Here is a 16,998-nt window from a genome sequence, read left to right on the forward strand (position 1 = left end):
GGCTCTTGCGAGGGACTCGCACTCAAGCGCACCAATGCACCCGCAACCGCGGACCGGGCTGCTGCAGCGCCACGCGGATCGGATACTCATTGATGTCGTCGCCGGCCAACGCGGCCTGCAGCACGTCCAGCTTCTGCTTGCCACGCAACAGCAGCAGGCGCGTTGGAATGCTGGCAAGCCCTGCGGGCGTCAGGGTGATGCGCAACGGCCATTGGTTCGAGCCCGGGCAGCCGGTGGCATCCAGCGATGCGTACGGCTGCGGGCTGGCGAGCGCCTTCGGCAGGTCGGTGGCACCCGGGAACAACGACGCGGTGTGCCCGTCGCCGCCCATGCCCAGCACTGCCAGGCAGGCCGGTTCGGCATGTCTGGCCTGCAGGTTGGCGGTGTGCACGCATTCGGGCAGTTGCTTGCCCGGACGGACCAGCGGAATGAAGGTCGCGGCCGATGCGTGGGTCAGGAAGCTGTGATTGACCAGCCAGGCATTGCTGTCCTGATCCTGCGGCGACAACCAGCGTTCATCGACCAGGCCCACTTCCACCCGCGACCAGTCCAGCGGCCGGTGGGCGAGGGACTCGTATACCGGCGCCGGCGTGGTACCGCCGGACAACAGCATGCGTGCTTGGCCACGCCGGGAGATCTCCTGTTCCAGCAGGTCGGCCATTTCGCTGGCCACCGCCTCGGTCCATTCGGCCGGGTCGTCGTAGCGCACCAGGGTGATGCGCTGGTTGTCCTGCAGATTCATCGCTGCTCCCCGGTGTGCTGACGTTGTGCATCCACCGCGTAGGCGGCGGCGCCCAGCAGGCCGGCATGCGGGTGCATGACCGCCAGCGATGGCACCTTCGACATGATCGCGGAGAAACGGCCCTTGTGTTCGAAGCGCTGGCGAAAGCCGGAATGCTGCAGCGAATCCAGCACCTTGGGCACCAGCCCGCCGGTGAGGAACACGCCGTCCCAGGCGCCCTGCATCAGCACCATGTCGCCGGCGATCGCACCGAAGATCGCGCAGAACAGATCGATGGTGCGCGAGGACCGCGGGTCGCCCGCAGCCGCGCGTGCGGTGATGTCCTTGGGTTGCAGCGGGCCCGGATCGACCCCCGCGATCTCGCTCAACGCGCGATGGATATTGACCAGGCCCGGACCGCAGATCAGCCGCTCGTTGGAGACCCGGCCGAACTGCTCGGACAGGATTTCCAGGATGCGGATTTCTTCCGGCGTGCCGGGCGGGAAGCTGACATGGCCGCCTTCGGTTTCCAGCGGAAAGCAGCGCCCGTTGCGGATGATCAGGCCGCCCACGCCCAGGCCGGTGCCCGGGCCGATCACGCCATAGTTGCGCGCTTGATCGATCGGTGCCGGACGCCAGCTGGCGCCGCCTACCTGCACCACGTCCTGTGGACGCAGCAGGCTGATCGCCATCGCCTGCGCGGCAAAGTCGTTGATCAGATGCAAGGTACTGAAACCCAGCATGGTGGCGGTGCGCGAGCGCGAGATCACCCAGGGATGGTTGGTGATGCGTGCCTCGTCGCCGTCCACGCGGCCCGCCACGGCGAACACGCCCTGGGTGGCCTGCACGCCGATCTGGTCCAGGTAGTAGCGCGCCGCTTCGCCCAGCGAACCGAAGTCCACCACCGCAAATTCGCGCGAGGTGTCATCCAGCAACGGCACCGAGGCGTCGACATCGGCCAGCGCGAAACGCGCATTGGTACCGCCGATATCGGCAACCAGCACCGGCTTGGAAGGAGCGGTCATGCGTTGTTTCCCTGTGCGTCGGTGGCCGGGGGCAGGAAGTGGGCGGCCGATTCGGGACCCCAGCTGCCGGCCGGGTAGGGCTGCAGCGGCAGCGCGGCGTCTTTCCAGGCGTCGCTCACGCTGTCGATCCACGACCACGCCGCCTTGACCTCGTCGTCGCGCACGAACAGCGCGGGGTTACCGTTAAAGGCGTCGACGAACAGACGTTCGTAGGCGATACGACGGTGCAGGCCGGTCGGCACCGACAGTTCCAGTTCCAGCGGCTGCAGTTCGATCGCGCCCCATTCCGGGCCAGCCAGGCTGCTCATCAGGCCGAGCTCGATGTTTTCCTGCGGCTGCAACTGGAAGGTCAGGCGGTTCGGCACCGCGTTCTGGCGGTCGGGGCGTTCGAACAGCCAGTGCGTCACCGGCTTGAGCGTCACCACGATGCGGGTGGAGCGCTCGGCCAGACGCTTGCCGGTGCACAGGTGGAACGGCACGCCGGCCCAGCGCCAGTTATCGATATGCGCGGTGACGGCGACAAAGGTTTCCACGTCGCTGCCTTCCGGCGGGTGGTAGGCCTGCGCCGGCTGGCCGTTGATGCTGCCGGCGGTGTAGCGGCCTCGCACGCAGTCGTGCGCGGCGTGCTCGGCGGTCATCGGGCGCAGGGCGCGCAGCACCTTGACCTTCTCATCGCGGATGCGGTCGGCTTCCAGCGAGGCCGGCGGCTCCATTGCCACCAGGCACAACAGCTGCAGGATATGGCTCTGCACCATGTCGCGCAGGGCGCCGGAGCGGGCGTAGTAGGCGTCGCGCCCGTCGACGCCTTCGCTTTCGGCGACCAGGATCTGCACCGACTCGATGTAGGTCCGGTTCCAGACCGCCTCCAGCAGCGTGTTGCCGAAGCGCAGCGCGATCAGGTTCTGCACCGCCGCCTTGCCCAGGTAATGGTCCAGGCGGAACACGCGGTCTTCGTCGATCAGCGCGCCGATCGACTGCAGGATGTCGCGGGCGCTGTCCGAGTCGTGGCCGATCGGTTTTTCCAGCATCAAGCGATGCGGTGCCGCCAGGGCGCCACCCAGCGCCAGGCCCTGGCAGGTGCTGATGTACAGGCCCGGCGGGATCGCCAGATAGCTCACACACCGACGGCTGGCCAGTTCGCGGACCGCGTCGGCCACCGAATCGGCATTGCGCAGATCCACCGAGCGATAGTCGACCCGTTGTAGCAGCGTGTCGATCTGTTCGGCGGTCGCGATCGGCAGCGCTTCGGTCAGGCGCGGCCGCAGCACGTCGCGAAATGCATCGGTGTCGTGCGGCGACAGCGCCAGCGCACGGATGCGGAAGTCCTCCGGCAACAGACCGTCGATGAACAGACGCAGCAGGGAAGGAAAGAGATAGCGCTGGGCAAGATCGCCGGTGGCGCCGAACAGGATCAGGGTGTTGTGCATGGACCGCGTTTCAGATTCTGGAGACATCGTTATCAGCAGCTTGGCGGAAAGGCGCCGGTCGGCCGGCGGTCGGTACGTCTGTTCCTGAGCGACACTTGCGTGCGCGCAGCGGGGGATGGACGCTGACACCCAATCCCGGATTGTTGCAGCAACTGGCGATCAGCGGTTAGCGCCATGGCGGCATAGCTGCACTTGCGTGATGGCATGCCATGCTGCGTGCGGCGAGCTGCACTGCAGGCAATGGCGTCATGACTGAGTGGTGGCATGCTCCTCCGGCGATCGATGTTGCCATGTGAAAACGATTACATGTCAGAATAAACCAATGCATTCGTTTGCAGGAAGTTCCTTGCAAGCGCATGCGGCGTCACCGCCATCGGGAGGGCCGAGGGCAGGGCGCACAACTTACGTTGAGGCCGAACGATGGCGAAAGTGCAGTTGGAAGGTGTCCGCAAGGTCTACGACAATGGCCAGGTGGCGGTGCAGGGCGCGAGTTTCGAAGTGGCCGATGGCGAGCTGATGGTGCTGGTGGGGCCGTCCGGCTGCGGCAAATCGACCCTGTTGCGCATGATCGCCGGGCTTGAAGACATCAGCGCCGGCACGCTGAAGATCGGCGAGCGCGTGGTCAACGACGTGGCGCCAAAGGATCGCGACATCGCCATGGTGTTCCAGAGCTACGCGCTGTACCCGCACATGACCGTGGCCGAGAACCTGGCGTTCGGGCTCAAGCTGCGTGGGCATCCGAAGCAGGTCATCGCCGAGCGCGTCAACAACGCCGCAGAGTTGTTGGGCCTGACCCCGATGCTGGACAAGCTGCCCAAGGCGATGTCCGGCGGTCAGCGTCAGCGCGTGGCGCTGGGCCGGGCGATGGTGCGTGAATCCTCGGTGTTCCTGCTCGACGAACCGCTGTCCAACCTGGACGCCAAGTTGCGTCACAGCGTGCGCACCGAGATTGCGCAGCTGCACCGCAAGCTTGGCACCACCATGATCTACGTCACCCACGATCAGGTCGAAGCGATGACGCTTGGCCAGCGCATCGTGGTGCTCAAGGATGGCGTGATCCAGCAGATCGACAGCCCGATGGCGCTGTACGACCGTCCGGCCAATCTGTTCGTCGCCGGTTTCCTCGGCAGCCCGGCGATGAACGTGCTGCAGGGGCGTTTGGACCCGCACGACGGCCTGCACCTGGTCATGGCCGATGGTTGGCGCGTCCCGCTGGGCGCGGCGCGGGTCGATGTGGGTTGGTTCGGCCAGGACGTGATCGTCGGCGTACGCCCGGAGCACTTGCAGCCGTCCGACGATGCGGTGCTGGGCTTCGATGCGCGTGTCGATGTGATCGAGCCGGTCGGCAACGAGATCTTCCTCAATCTCGACCGTGGCGGTCAGCCGCTGGTGATCCGTGTCCCGCCGCAGAGCTTGCCGGCGGTGGGCCAGCCGTTGCGCCTGGCATTGCGCAGCCAGGCCTTGCACTTTTTCGATCCAGCCACCGGGCAGCGGCTGGAGGCCGCGTAGGCCGACTGGTCAAACAGCGACGCCGCCAGACGGGCACGGCGGGCGTTCGGAATCGGTGGGTGTCGCTTTGTCACTGAGGTGCTGCATGACGTCGACGCCCGCCTGGCACGGCTCGCGACGGTTTTCGCTGCTAACGCTCCAGCCCCGTCGTAAGTGCGCGCGGCCGGGCGCCATGCCTGCCCGCCTGCAACGCGGTACCGGCGTCCAGCGTCAGCTCCAACGGCAATACCGCCAGCGCAAGGTTCCCGGCCACGCTCACCACTGTGCCGATCGCGCTACCGTCCAACGCGACGGCATCGCCTGCATCCACGGCAGCATCGGTTTCCAGCAACTGCAACGCGCGCTTGGCCTTGCCCAGGAAGTGCGTCCGCGCCACGATTTCCTGGCCCGGGTAGCAGCCTTTCTTGACGCTGTACGCCTGCAGGCGGTCCAGTGCCAACTGCTGCGGCGTCCATTGTTCGCGCTGGCCCTCGACCAGCCGGGCGAGCCCCAGTTGCAGATCGGTCGTCCGCCACTGCGCATCTGCACTCGGCAGTTCGATAGGCGTCGCCAATGCATCCGCGCTGTAGAGCAATAACGTGCGCGGCAGCGCGGCGCTGCCCAGATCCAACTCGATACGCTGCGTTCCGATCTCGGCCCGTGCGGCATGCGCGTGCTCCGGTGCTGCGAAGCCGCCGTAGGCAAACAGCGTGGCAATACCGATTTTCAGCTTGCGGCGGAACACGAAACGGCTGAGTTGCGTGGCGATCTCGGCCGCGTTGCCGTCCGGCAACAGCATCAGTAAGTGTGCGTCGTCCTCACGCAGGAGTGCGAAGATGGCAATCACGCGCCCCTTCGCCGTCAGCCACGCGTTCCACTGCCACTGCCCAACCGCCAGCGCCTGTACGTCGTTGGCAAATTGGGCATGCGCAAACGCCACTGCATCCGTACCGGCCAGTCGGACGTATTGCATGTCGTGCAGGGAGCCAAAACCCTGCGGAATAAGATTCAGGTTGTCAGCCACGGAAGGGGAGGACTAAAATCGCCAAGTTGTGAGAGCACTATGATAGGCCATCCAACCCCCACCCCAGCGCAGGATTCCGAGACGCAGCCTTCTTCTCAGGAACATATTCCCGAGAAAAAGCCACTGCCGAAGGAGATTGGTGGGCGCGACGGCCCCGAGCCAACGCGCTACGGCGACTGGGAAAAAAATGGACGCTGCATCGATTTTTGAGCAGCTTTTAGCCACAGCGGCCTAGTGCCGCCCAGCCGAGAAAACGAGCCCAGCGAATGGCGATCCGCGAACGTCCTCTCTCCCCGCATCTCCAGGTATACCGTTGGCAGATACAGATGGTGACCTCGATTCTCAATCGAGCCACCGGCATCGTACTGACCGTCGGCGCACTGGCGATTGCCGCCGCCTTGCTGACCTTGATGCTTGGCCCCGACCACTGGAATTGTTTCCGCGATCAGGCTGCGACCTGGTATGGGCAGGTCTTCCTGTTCGGCTGGACCTGGTCGTTCGCCTTCCACCTGTTCGGTGGCCTGCGTCACATGCTGCAGGACTTCGGGCAAGGCTACGCCGTGCGCTCGTTCATCAGCATGGGTTGGTTGTCGGTGGTTCTGAGCCTTGTGCTCACCGCTGCCATCTGGGCTTACGTACTGCTGTCCGGAGGTGCCGTATGAGCCGCTACCGTACCCCGCTGAAGAATGTGCGCGGCCTGGGTGCCGCCAAGACCGGTACCGAACATTTCGTGATCCAGCGCTTGACCGCGGCCGCATTGGTGCCGCTGTCGATCTGGTTCCTGATCTTCGTGCTGAGCCTGATCGGTGCCGATCACGCTGCCGCCAGCGCGGCAGTGGCCAAGCCGTGGAATGCGATTCTGCTTGTCGCCTTCCTCATCGCCTCGTTCTGGCATGCGCAGCTGGGCATGCAGGTGGTACTGGAAGACTACGTGCACGACTCGCTGCTCGCGCTGATTGCGCAGACCCTCGTGCGCTTTGTTGCCGTGCTGGGCGCCATCGTCAGCGTGTTTGCCGTGGCGCGTATCGCGCTGGGCATGAGCTGAGTCGTCAGCGACCAAACAGGAACCCATAATTCGATGTCCGCTTACAAGATCACAGAACACAAGTACGACATGGTCGTGGTGGGCGCCGGTGGCGCCGGCCTGCGCGCCACGTTCGGCCTGGCCCAGAAGGGCCTGCAGACGGTCTGCCTGACCAAGGTCTTTCCGACCCGTTCGCACACCGTGGCAGCGCAGGGCGGTATTTCCGCAGCGCTGGGCAACATGGGCGAAGACGATTGGCGTTATCACTTTTACGACACCATCAAGGGCTCCGATTGGCTGGGCGACCAGGACGCGATCGAGTACATGTGTCGCGAAGCGATTCCGGCCATCATCGAACTCGAGCACTACGGCGTGCCGTTCTCGCGGACCGAAGAGGGCAAGATCTACCAGCGCCCGTTCGGCGGCATGACCACCAAGTATGGTGAAGGCCCGTCCGCGCAGCGTACCTGCGCCGCAGCCGATCGTACCGGCCACGCCATGCTGCATACCTTGTATCAGCAGTCGTTGGCGCACAACGCACGCTTCATGATCGAGTACTTCGCGCTCGATCTGATCTTCGACGAAGAAGGCGTTTGCCGTGGTGTGCTCGCACTGGACATGGCCGAAGGTTCGCTGCATCTGTTCCGCGCCCACGGCGTGGTGCTGGCGACCGGCGGTTACGGACGTGCCTACTTCAGCGCCACCTCCGCACACACCTGTACCGGTGATGGCGGCGGCCTGGTGATGCGTGCGGGCCTGCCTGTGCAGGACATGGAATTCGTGCAGTTCCATCCCACTGGCATCTACGGTGCGGGCTGCCTGATCACCGAAGGCGTGCGCGGCGAAGGCGGCATCCTGCGTAACAGCAATGGCGAGCGCTTCATGGAACGCTACGCACCGCATTACAAGGACTTGGCTTCGCGCGACGTGGTGTCGCGTTCGATGACGGTGGAAATTCGCGAAGGCCGCGGTGTAGGCGAGCACAAGGATCACATCCTGCTCGACCTGACCCACCTTGGGCCGGAAGTGATCAACGAAAAGTTGCCCGGCATCGCCGAAAGCGCGCACATCTTCGCCGGTGTGGACGTGACCAAGCAGCCGATCCCGGTGCTGCCGACGGTGCACTACAACATGGGCGGCATTCCGACCAACTTCTACGGCGAGGTCGTGCGCAAGCAGGGCGACGATGCGGATGCCGTGGTGCCGGGCCTGTATGCCATCGGCGAGGCGGCGTGCGTCTCGGTCCATGGTGCAAACCGTCTGGGCTCGAACTCATTGCTGGACCTGGTGGTGTTCGGCCGCGCGGTCGCCAACCGCTGTGCCGAAACGGTCAAGCCCAATCAGCCGCACAAGACCTTGCCGTCCGATGCCTGCGACAAGGCCTTGGGCCTGCTGGACAAGCTGCGTCACGCCAACGGCTCCACGCCGACGGCCGTGATCCGCGACAACATGCAGCGCACCATGCAGTCGGACGCCGCCGTGTTCCGCACCAGCAAGACGCTGAAAGAAGGCGTGGACAAGATGGCCGAGATCTTCGCCACCTTCGAGGACGTCAAGGTGTCGGACCGCTCGCTGGTGTGGAATTCGGACCTGATCGAGACCTATGAGTTGAACAACCTGCTGCTCAACGCGGTGGCGACGATCAATTCGGCCGAACAGCGCAAGGAAAGCCGCGGCGCGCATTCGCACGAAGACTTCCCGGACCGCGACGACGTCAACTGGCAGAAGCACACGTTGGTGACCGTCGACGACAAGGGCAAGTGCGAGTTCGACTACCGCCCTGTGCACATGTACACGCTGAGCAAGGATGTGGACGTGGTCCCGCCGAAGCCGCGCGTTTACTGATCGATGCGCATGCAGCGACCCACCGTTGCCTTGTCATCGCTCGCCATCGCCTCTGCGCGTGGCAGCGAGCCGGTGCAGCAGTTTGGTCGTCGCATGACCCTGGAGCAGCGCCGGCAGGTGGCCGGCCGCTGCGCGACTGTTTCGGCAGTGGCATCCGTCATCTTTACCTTCATGCGCACGGTGCGGTTGTCGTCCGCACCGCGCATCGCCTGAGCCAACGAGAGCAGCTATGGCAGAGTTCACCCTCCCCAAGAATTCAAAGATCGGCAAGGGCAAGCATTACCCTGCAAAGGGCGCCAAGAACACGCGCACCTTCAAGGTCTACCGCTGGGATCCGGACGTCGACGCCAACCCGCGCACCGACAGTTACGAGATCGATCTGGATAAATGCGGCCCGATGGTCCTGGACGCGCTGATCAAGATCAAGAACGAGATCGACCCGACGCTGGCGTTCCGTCGCTCCTGCCGCGAGGGCATCTGCGGCTCGTGCGCGATGAACATCGACGGCACCAACACGCTGGCCTGCACCAAGGCGATTGCCGCGTGCGGCAAGTCCGAGGTGCCGATCTATCCGCTGCCGCACATGAGCGTGATCAAGGACCTGGTGCCGGACCTGACGCACTTCTATGCGCAGTACGCGTCGATCAAGCCGTGGATCCGCACCCAGACGCCGCCGCCGCCGGATCGCGAGCGCCTGCAGTCGCCGGAAGACCGCCGCAAGCTCGATGGCTTGTACGAGTGCATCCTGTGCGCCTGCTGCTCGACCAGCTGCCCGAGCTATTGGTGGAATGGCGAGCGGTATCTTGGCCCGGCCATCCTGCTGCAGGCCTACCGCTGGATTATCGATTCGCGCGACGAAGACACCGGTGCGCGTCTGGACGATCTGGAAGACCCGTTCAAGCTGTATCGCTGCCACACCATCATGAACTGCGCACGGACCTGCCCGAAGGGCTTGAATCCAGCGCTGGCGATCGCCGAAATCAAGAAGTTGATGATGGCGCGTCGCGCCTGATCGCACGGCATTGATTCCCCACCACGGGGATGTGGTTCGCAGCGGCACCGGCCCTTGGGTCAGGTGCCGCTGTCGTTTTCGGACCGCCATGCGGTGCGGTGGAGAGTGAGATGGACGAACAAACCCTGCTGAAAAAGTTGCGCTGGCGTTGCCGGCGCGGAATGCGCGAACTCGATCAATTGTTCGGGCGCTACCTGGATCAACGCTGGGCGCAGGCCCCCGACGCCGAGCGCGCGGTTTTCCTACAGCTACTGGATTGCGAAGACGATAAGTTGTGGCGCTGGTTCATGGGATACGAGGCTTGCCCCGATGCCGCCAACGCCGCACTCATCGCCGATATTCGCGCCCTGCCGGCTTGAGTGGCGACCCTCGCGCTGGCTGATCTGCGCATTGGGCGTGTTGGTGGCGCTCGCCGTGTGGGCGGTGTGGCGCAGCGGCGTACCGCTGTGGTTGGCCCTGTTGTTGTCTGCCTACGCGGTGCTTGCAGGCGGGCGAGCAGTGCGTCAGCTGTTGCGTTCGCCAGTGAGGCAATTGCTGGTGCCATGGACGCAAACGCCCGCCAGCATTGACGGTGTGGAGGTGGAAGAGCTGCAGGTGCGCTGGCGCGGGCCGCTTGCGGTGGTGTCTTGGAAGCGGGCGGATGGTCGGCGCGAGCGCCTGCATTTCTGGCCGGACACCTTGCCGGCGCCGCAACGACGTGAACTGCGTCTGGCCGCTCAGGCCCACGCCATTTCGTCCGGGCGGCCGCTAGTGGCACCATAGCGTCCCTTTCCCGGTTGAACCGCATGTTCAAACCTATTCCGGTTGCCATCGGCTTGCGCTATCTGCGTGCCAAGCGACGCAATGGCTTCATCTCGTTTATTTCGATGGCGTCGATCCTGGGCATCGCCCTGGGCGTGACCGTGCTGATCACCACGCTTGCAGTGATGAGCGGTTTCCAGAAGGAGATCCGCGACCGCCTGCTGCAGATGGCTGCCCACGCGACCGTCAGTGCAGAAGGCGCGCCGATGCGCGATTGGCAGCATGCGGTCGAGGTCGCCATGTCCGATCCGCGCGTGGCCGGTGCCGCGCCCTACATCGAAACCGAATCCTTATTGCAGGGCCCGCGCAAGCAGCCGGCCATCGTGCGCGGCGTGATTCCTGCCGAAGAAGGCAAGGTGTCGGTGCTGGCCAAGAAGATGCAGCAGGGTTCGGTCGACAGCCTGACGCCTGGGTCGTACAACATCGTCATCGGCAAGGAGCTGGCGTTGTGGCTTGGCGTGGATGTTGGCGACAGCATCGTCGTGTTGCTCAGCGACACCCAGGCGACGCCGCTGGGCGCGATGCCGCGGCTCAAGCGCTTTACCGTGAGCGGTATTTTCGAGGCCGGATACAACGAAATCGACCGCGGCCTCGCCGTGGTGAACATGCAGGACCTGGCGCGCGTGCTGCGCATGGATGGCGTCACCGGCGTGCGCCTGCGCCTGCATGACATGGATCAGGCCTGGCCGGTGGCGCGCGATCTGGCGGTGAGGTTGCACGGCCCGTATCGGGTCAGCGACTGGACCCAGGAAAACGCCAACCTGTACCACTCGTTGAAGATGGAAAAGACGGTGATGGGCATCCTGCTGTCGCTGATCGTGGCGATGGGCGCGTTCAACCTGGTGTCCTCGCAGGTGATGCTGGTGACCGATAAACAGGCCGATATCGCCATCTTGCGCACCCTCGGGCTGTCGCCGGCCGGGGTGATGCAGGTATTCATGGTGCAGGGCTCGCTGATCGGCTTCATGGGTACCTTCATGGGCGTGATCGGCGGCATCGTGCTAACGCTCAATCTTGAACGCATCCTCGGCGTGATCGAAACGATTTTCAGCGTCAAGTTGCTACCCGAAGACGTGTACTACATCACCGGCCTGCCGACCGATATGCAAACCCAGGACGTGGTGGTGATCACCGTGGTGGCATTGGTGATGAGTTTCCTTGCGACTTTGTACCCGGCGTGGCGCGCTTCGCGCACCCAGCCGGCGGAGGCGCTGCGTTATGAATGAGATCCGGGAAACGCTCGTGCAAACACCAAAACAGGCAACTGCGGTGATCCGCGCCGAAGCGCTGGCCAAGACCTACGCCGAAGGCAAGATGCGCACGCCGGTATTCGATGGCCTGGATCTCTCGGTGGCCACCGGCGAAACCGTGGCGATCGTCGGCGCCTCCGGTGCCGGCAAGAGCACCTTGCTGCATCTGCTCGGCGGGCTGGATATTCCCACCTCCGGCGAAGTGTATGTGGCCGGCGAGCGCATGTCGGCGCTGTCCGACGCGCAGCGCGGCAAGCTGCGTAATCAGGCGCTCGGCTTCGTCTACCAGTTCCATCACTTGTTGCCGGAATTCACCGCGTTGGAGAACGTGATGATGCCGGTGCTGTTGTCCGGCAAGGATGTGGCCGTTGCCAAAAGTCAGGCGCTGCAATTGCTGGAATCGGTCGGGCTTGGGCATCGCGTCGAACACAAGCCCAGCGAACTCTCCGGCGGCGAGCGTCAGCGCTGTGCGGTGGCGCGTGCACTGGTCAACAAGCCGGGCTGCGTGTTGGGCGACGAGCCCACCGGCAATCTTGACGACAAGACCGCGGGTACCGTGTTCGAGCTGATGCTGGAACTCAACCGCGCCCAGCGCACCAGCCTGGTACTGGTGACGCACGACCGCGGCTTGGCACGGCGCCTGGACCGCGTGCTGGAGCTGCACCAGGGCAAGCTGCGCGAATTGGCGCCGTCTGCGGTGTAAGCACATGGCGACGCGGTCGATCGGCAGACCGATCGCGTTGCGGATGAGCGTGGCATTTGCAGTGGACACTGGTGCCATGCCCGGTAGCCGAAATGGGGGCGCATTTTGAAGTGCAGTGGCAGCGAACGATCGCATGCAGCGCGACTGCCAGGGCACATGCCGCACGATCTCCGCAGGCCAGTGCGGCCTGCGGAGATGCCACAGCATCGGTCAAGGAATGATGCGCAGTGCCCGCAGGCGGGTAAACAGTTCGAAGAACGAGGCGCGGCTGTCGTAGAAGTCGAGGAAGCCCAATTCACGGCTCTTGGTCATGTCGTTGACGCACTCGATCTCGCGGCCCAGGTCGGCATCGGTATGCCACCACGATGCAAGCCGATTGACGTCGGACTCTACCAACGTGTGTTGCGCGGCCACCTCTGCCCACAGGGCAGGTGCGGTCTGGCTCATGCGTGCTTCCAGCGGTTCCGGCACAGCGGGGCAGGGCGCAGCGTCGAGCTCGAAGAACTTCGCAATCTCACCCCACATCCAGCGCCAGCGGAATACATCGCCATTGACGGTGTTGAAGGCCTGATTGCGCGCCGCGGGGCTAAGCCCGGCCCAGGCCAGTTGGCGGCCAAGCAGCCCGGCATCGGTAAGGTCGGTGAGGCTGTTCCATTGCGCTTGCGACCCTGGGAACACGAACGGTTGCCCGGTGTGCTTGCACAGCGATGCATATACCGCCAGCGTCACGCCCATGTTCATGGCATTACTGCCGTTGGCCATGCCGATCATGGTGTGCGAGCGATGTACGCTCCAGCCGAAACCATGCTGCTCGGCATGCGCGAACAGCAGGTCTTCCAACGTGTAGTAGAAATTTTCGCCCGGCTGGCGCGGCTCGCTTTCGCGAAACGGCGTCTCGGCCTTGCCGCTGCCGTAATTTTCGAACGCGCCCAGGTAGTGCTTGGTGCCGGTGACCAGCGCCATGTGCTGCAGCGGCGCATCGCTGAGCGCATCGCACAGGTGCCGCATCATCGCGCCGTTGGCCTGGACGTTCTCGCGCTCGGTATCGCGACGCGTCCAGGTGCAGAAGAACACGTGGGTAATCGGTAGACCACGCAACGCGTTGTTCGTGCTGTCGGCGTCCAGCAGATCGGCGGCCACCGGAATGACACCGTCGTGGGGCAGTGGCCGACGTGCAAGGCCGTACACGGTCCAGCCGTCGGCGAGCAGCACGTTGGCAAGGTTGTAACCGGAGATGCCGGTCACACCGACGATCAATGCAATGCCTTTACGCATGGGGGAGGCTCCTGAAAAAACGGATCTCACCATAGCGGTGACACCATGAAATCGGGGCGAACGCTGGGCCAGAGGGCGTGCTTGCGCCGTTGAGCGCTCGATCTGCTGCGGCATGCATCTTCACGTGTGCACTGTGCTACGCACCGCATCAAATGATTGCGACGTGCCGCAGGACGTCGTTCGTATTCATAATCAGCGACCGCCGCAGCAGTGTTCTTCCTACCCAGGCTTGGGTAGATCTCCGCTGTGCGTGGAAGGTGTCGCGATCTAAGGTGAAGACGTTGATCGATAGGGTCCATGATGGCGACCGACAGCATGGAGGTGTCAGCGCACACGGCACCGCCGCAGATGGGATCGGCGGTGGTCATCGCGGCCGCGTTATTGCTGGGCGTGGTGGCGTGCGCCTGGTCGCCCATACTGCTGCCGCGCATGGTTTATGTCGGCTGCGTGTGCGTTGCGTTGCTGGGCAGCGGCGCGACGGTGTGGCTGCGCCCGTGCTGGAGTGCGCTATTGCTGGCCGGCGCTGCGGCACTTCTTGGATTCGGAGCGATGGGATGGCAGGTGACTGGCGCGCTGCAGGCGCAGTTGCTTCCGCAGGATGAAACACGCGATGCCACCGTGCGCGGGCAGATTGTCGGGCTACCGATCGCCGAGCAACGCCGTACCCGCTTTCAGCTGCGCGTGGACGAGGCTCCGGCCCAGCCGGCGGCACTGCGTGGCAAGCTCCTGCAGGTGGCCTGGTACGACGACTTTGATGCCGAGCGCATCGGCCCGCGCGCGGCGCTACATGCAGGTGCGCGCTGGCAGCTGCGGCTCAAGCTGCGTGCGCCACGCGGCTTGCGCAATCCCGGAGGCTTCGATGCCGAGCGCCAGGCACTGGCGCAGCGCATCGCTGCGACCGGCTATGTGCGCATCCCTGCAACCGCACACCAGACCGTACCGCCGCAAGGCGTGGATGCCTGGCGCGAACGGATGTCGCAACGCATCGCCGAGCGTGTCGGCGGCCCCTCTGCGCCGTACCTGCGGGCGCTCGCGCTCGGAGATACCCGGGGGCTGGACGATACGGCATGGGCAACGTTGCGCGCGACCGGGCTCAGCCATCTGATCGCCATCTCTGGATTTCATGTCGGGCTGGTCGGGGCATTCTTCGCGCTGCTGATCGCTGGCATATGGCGCTGGCAGCCGCGACTGGGCACATTCATGCCGCGTCTGCATGCGGCATCGATTGCCGCGCTACTCGGCGCTGCGGCCTACGCGCTACTGGCTGGTCTGGCGCTGCCGACGGTACGCACCGTGTTGATGATTGCGGTGGTGGCCCTCGCCAGGGTGCTGCGGCGACGCGCCTCGACCGCGCATGTGCTTTCGCTCGCCTTGTTGGCGGTGTTGCTGTGGGATCCGCTCAGCGTGCTGGTTGCTGGCTTCTGGCTCAGCTTCGCCGGCGTGGCATGGCTGGTCTGGTGCCTGCCGTCTGACGATCGCGCCATCGTGCGCGGCTTCCTGTCTGCGCAGACCGTGGCCACCGTTGGCCTGCTGCCGTTGACGGTCAGCTTGTTCGGGCAGGCGTCGCTGGTCGGGCCATTCGCCAATTTGGTCGCCATTCCGTGGTGGACTTTCGTGGTGGTACCGCTGTGCCTGTTGGGGACCGCACTTGAGGCGATCTACCCGGGGACCGGCATGTGGGCATGGCAGCTTGCGGGCTGGTGCTTTGAGCTGACCTGGCCGGGGTTCGTCTGGCTTGGGCAGACCGCGTTGGCGTTGTGGTGGGTGCCCGAGTCCGATGGGGTTGCCCTGATCGCCGCCTTGCTCGGTGCGTTCTGGCTGTTGCTGCCGCGCGCGACGCCGGGTAAATCGTTGGCGGCGCTGCTGTGGTTGCCGCTGCTCTGGCCGGATCGCGAGCTACCGGCCGCAGGCGAGGCGGAAGTGCAGGTGCTGGATGTGGGTCAGGGCTTGGCGGTGCTGGTGCGCACGCAACGCCATGCGCTGTTGTTCGATACCGGTCCGGCGGTGCGCGACGGCTTCGATGCCGGCGAGCGCGTCGTGCTGCCGGCGTTGCGCGCGCTTGGTGTGCGCCGGCTGGACGCCATCGTGCTTAGCCATGCCGATGCCGATCATGCTGGTGGCTATGCCGCAGTGCGCACGGGGCTGCCGGTGGCACGCACGGCTGCGCCACCGGGTGCGCCGTTGGACGTCACCGCACGCTGCCGCGCCGGGCAGCAGTGGGAGTGGGACGGGGTGCGCTTTCGCTTCCTGCATCCCGGCGCGGGTTTTCCTTACCTGCGCAACCAATCCAGCTGCGTACTGCGGGTCGAAACCGCGTATGCGAGCGCACTGTTGCCGGGCGATATTGGCGACATCGTCGAGCGCCGCCTGCTGCGCGGGCACGCCGCGGACCTGCGTGCCGAGCTGGTGATCGTCCCGCACCACGGCAGCGCCGATGGCTCGCAAGCCGGTTTCATCGCCGCCACCGGAGCACGCCTGGCGTTGGTGTCGTCCGGTCATGGCAACAGATTCGGGCATCCGCGCGCCGAGGTCGTGCAACGTTGGAAGTCAGGCGGGGCAGAGGTGTTGGACACCGCCCAGGCGGGAGCGATCCGGGTTTGGCTCGGTGCCGCGGGCCTGCAACTGCGCGAGCGACGGCGCTGGCAGCCGCGGCTATGGGATGCTGCGGAACGGCGGCGGTCGGCTGCTATCCTATCGGTCAGCGAACAGGCGGCCGCGTTGCCGGAGGAATCGAATCGTGTTGGAGCTGGTCAAGGCAGGCGGTTGGCCGATGGTGCCGTTGCTGTTGCTGGGCGTGATCGCCCTGGCGATCGTGCTGGAGCGTCTGTGGAGCCTGCGCCGCAATGAGGTGACGCCGCCGGGCCTGGGTGAAGAAGTGCGCAATTGGGCCGCGCGCGGCAACCTGGATCCCACCCACATCGAGTCGCTGCGCCGCAATTCGCCGTTGGGCGCCTTGCTGGCCGCGGCGCTGGACGTTCGTGGCCGCCCGCGTGACGTGATCCGCGAACGTATCGAAGACACCGGCCGGCATGTGGTGCATCGCATGGAGCGCTATCTGAACGCGTTGGGCACGATCGCATCGGCTGGGCCATTGTTGGGTCTGCTCGGTACCGTGGTCGGCATGATCCAGATGTTCATGGGCATCCTCGATCACGGCGTAGGCGATGTGAATCAGCTCGCCGGCGGCATTGGCAAGGCGCTGGTGTGCACTGCCACCGGCATGATCATCGCGGTTCCGGCATTGATGGCGCATCGCTTCTTCAAGGGGCGGATCGCCGGTTACATCGTCGAGATGGAGCAGGAAGCCATCTTGTTGCTGGACACCATGGATGGCCGAGTCGTGCCGGCAGCCTTCGCGCCGGCTGCAGCGGGCGGCAAGCCTGTCACGGCAAAGGGTTGACGG

At 64.9% G+C, this 16,998-nt stretch carries 18 protein-coding genes; 13 read left to right on the plus strand and 5 right to left on the minus strand.

Annotated elements, in window-relative coordinates; genetic code table 11:
• Positions 1–22 precede the first annotated feature (22 nt).
• Genes pgl through zwf form a run of 3 tightly spaced genes read right to left on the minus strand, consistent with a single transcriptional unit; the run spans position 23 to position 3,173 of the window.
• The gene (gene pgl / locus EO156_RS05580; RefSeq protein ID WP_003482796.1) at positions 23–742 is read right to left on the minus strand and encodes a 6-phosphogluconolactonase; all 720 of its coding nucleotides are present in this window, start codon (positions 740–742) and stop codon (positions 23–25) included.
• Positions 739–1,746 carry a glucokinase gene (gene glk, locus EO156_RS05585; protein WP_016849498.1) on the minus strand — a complete coding sequence of 336 codons (1,008 nt, stop codon included), beginning with the start codon at positions 1,744–1,746 and terminating at the stop codon, positions 739–741. Before glk ends, pgl begins: the two co-directional genes overlap by 4 nt.
• Positions 1,743–3,173: a glucose-6-phosphate dehydrogenase gene (zwf, locus tag EO156_RS05590; protein WP_005923374.1), complete on the minus strand. Its 1,431-nt coding sequence runs from the start codon at positions 3,171–3,173 to the stop codon at positions 1,743–1,745. The genes glk and zwf overlap by 4 nt, the downstream gene beginning before the upstream one ends.
• A gap of 420 nt (positions 3,174–3,593) precedes the next feature.
• Between zwf and ugpC the strand changes: the two genes are divergently transcribed.
• A complete protein-coding gene (ugpC, locus tag EO156_RS05595) occupies positions 3,594–4,682 on the plus strand; it encodes a sn-glycerol-3-phosphate ABC transporter ATP-binding protein UgpC (RefSeq protein ID WP_016849496.1) in 1,089 nt (362 codons plus the stop codon).
• 130 nt (positions 4,683–4,812) lie between these two features.
• Here the strand turns inward: ugpC and EO156_RS05600 are convergent, their stop codons facing one another.
• Positions 4,813–5,685 (minus strand): folate-binding protein YgfZ, encoded by an 873-nt coding sequence (locus EO156_RS05600; RefSeq protein ID WP_016849495.1) that lies wholly within the window; start codon positions 5,683–5,685, stop codon positions 4,813–4,815.
• 39 nt (positions 5,686–5,724) lie between these two features.
• On the opposite strand from EO156_RS05600, the gene EO156_RS24310 reads away from it, so the two are divergent.
• From EO156_RS24310 to lolD, 10 genes are all read left to right on the plus strand, one after another.
• Positions 5,725–5,895 (plus strand): DUF1674 domain-containing protein, encoded by a 171-nt coding sequence (locus EO156_RS24310; protein WP_005929790.1) that lies wholly within the window; start codon positions 5,725–5,727, stop codon positions 5,893–5,895.
• Between the two features lie 56 nt (positions 5,896–5,951).
• Positions 5,952–6,347: a succinate dehydrogenase, cytochrome b556 subunit gene (gene sdhC / locus EO156_RS05610; protein WP_005916751.1), complete on the plus strand. Its 396-nt coding sequence runs from the start codon at positions 5,952–5,954 to the stop codon at positions 6,345–6,347.
• The gene (sdhD, locus tag EO156_RS05615; RefSeq protein ID WP_003482790.1) at positions 6,344–6,730 is read left to right on the plus strand and encodes a succinate dehydrogenase, hydrophobic membrane anchor protein; all 387 of its coding nucleotides are present in this window, start codon (positions 6,344–6,346) and stop codon (positions 6,728–6,730) included. Before sdhC ends, sdhD begins: the two co-directional genes overlap by 4 nt.
• A 33-nt stretch (positions 6,731–6,763) precedes the next feature.
• The gene (gene sdhA, locus EO156_RS05620) at positions 6,764–8,554 is read left to right on the plus strand and encodes a succinate dehydrogenase flavoprotein subunit (RefSeq protein ID WP_005916748.1); all 1,791 of its coding nucleotides are present in this window, start codon (positions 6,764–6,766) and stop codon (positions 8,552–8,554) included.
• 9 nt (positions 8,555–8,563) lie between these two features.
• A complete protein-coding gene (locus EO156_RS05625; protein WP_026006915.1) occupies positions 8,564–8,767 on the plus strand; it encodes a hypothetical protein in 204 nt (67 codons plus the stop codon).
• 16 nt (positions 8,768–8,783) lie between these two features.
• Positions 8,784–9,566: a succinate dehydrogenase iron-sulfur subunit gene (locus EO156_RS05630; protein ID WP_003482787.1), complete on the plus strand. Its 783-nt coding sequence runs from the start codon at positions 8,784–8,786 to the stop codon at positions 9,564–9,566.
• A gap of 110 nt (positions 9,567–9,676) precedes the next feature.
• Complete coding sequence (locus EO156_RS05635) at positions 9,677–9,925, plus strand: succinate dehydrogenase assembly factor 2 (protein ID WP_003482785.1); 249 nt, start codon at positions 9,677–9,679, stop codon at positions 9,923–9,925.
• Complete coding sequence (locus EO156_RS05640; protein ID WP_029829028.1) at positions 9,876–10,328, plus strand: hypothetical protein; 453 nt, start codon at positions 9,876–9,878, stop codon at positions 10,326–10,328. Before EO156_RS05635 ends, EO156_RS05640 begins: the two co-directional genes overlap by 50 nt.
• 23 nt (positions 10,329–10,351) lie before the next feature.
• Positions 10,352–11,593, plus strand: a complete 1,242-nt coding sequence (locus EO156_RS05645) for a lipoprotein-releasing ABC transporter permease subunit (protein ID WP_005929777.1) — start codon at positions 10,352–10,354, stop codon at positions 11,591–11,593.
• On the plus strand, positions 11,586–12,320 hold the full coding sequence (gene lolD / locus EO156_RS05650; protein WP_016849492.1) for a lipoprotein-releasing ABC transporter ATP-binding protein LolD: 735 nt from the start codon (positions 11,586–11,588) through the stop codon (positions 12,318–12,320). The genes EO156_RS05645 and lolD overlap by 8 nt, the downstream gene beginning before the upstream one ends.
• 210 nt (positions 12,321–12,530) lie before the next feature.
• On the opposite strand, the gene EO156_RS05655 is transcribed toward lolD, so the two are convergent.
• The gene (locus EO156_RS05655) at positions 12,531–13,595 is read right to left on the minus strand and encodes an SDR family oxidoreductase (protein ID WP_005929774.1); all 1,065 of its coding nucleotides are present in this window, start codon (positions 13,593–13,595) and stop codon (positions 12,531–12,533) included.
• Between the two features lie 300 nt (positions 13,596–13,895).
• Between EO156_RS05655 and EO156_RS05660 the strand changes: the two genes are divergently transcribed.
• Complete coding sequence (locus EO156_RS05660; RefSeq protein ID WP_026006914.1) at positions 13,896–16,442, plus strand: DNA internalization-related competence protein ComEC/Rec2; 2,547 nt, start codon at positions 13,896–13,898, stop codon at positions 16,440–16,442.
• A complete protein-coding gene (locus EO156_RS05665) occupies positions 16,333–16,995 on the plus strand; it encodes a MotA/TolQ/ExbB proton channel family protein (protein ID WP_005916730.1) in 663 nt (220 codons plus the stop codon). The genes EO156_RS05660 and EO156_RS05665 overlap by 110 nt, the downstream gene beginning before the upstream one ends.
• The last annotated feature ends 3 nt before the right edge of the window (positions 16,996–16,998 follow it).

This window comes from Xanthomonas sp. DAR33341 (genome assembly GCF_003992815.1).
In the GTDB taxonomy this organism is placed as follows: Bacteria; Pseudomonadota; Gammaproteobacteria; order Xanthomonadales; family Xanthomonadaceae; genus Xanthomonas; species Xanthomonas cissicola.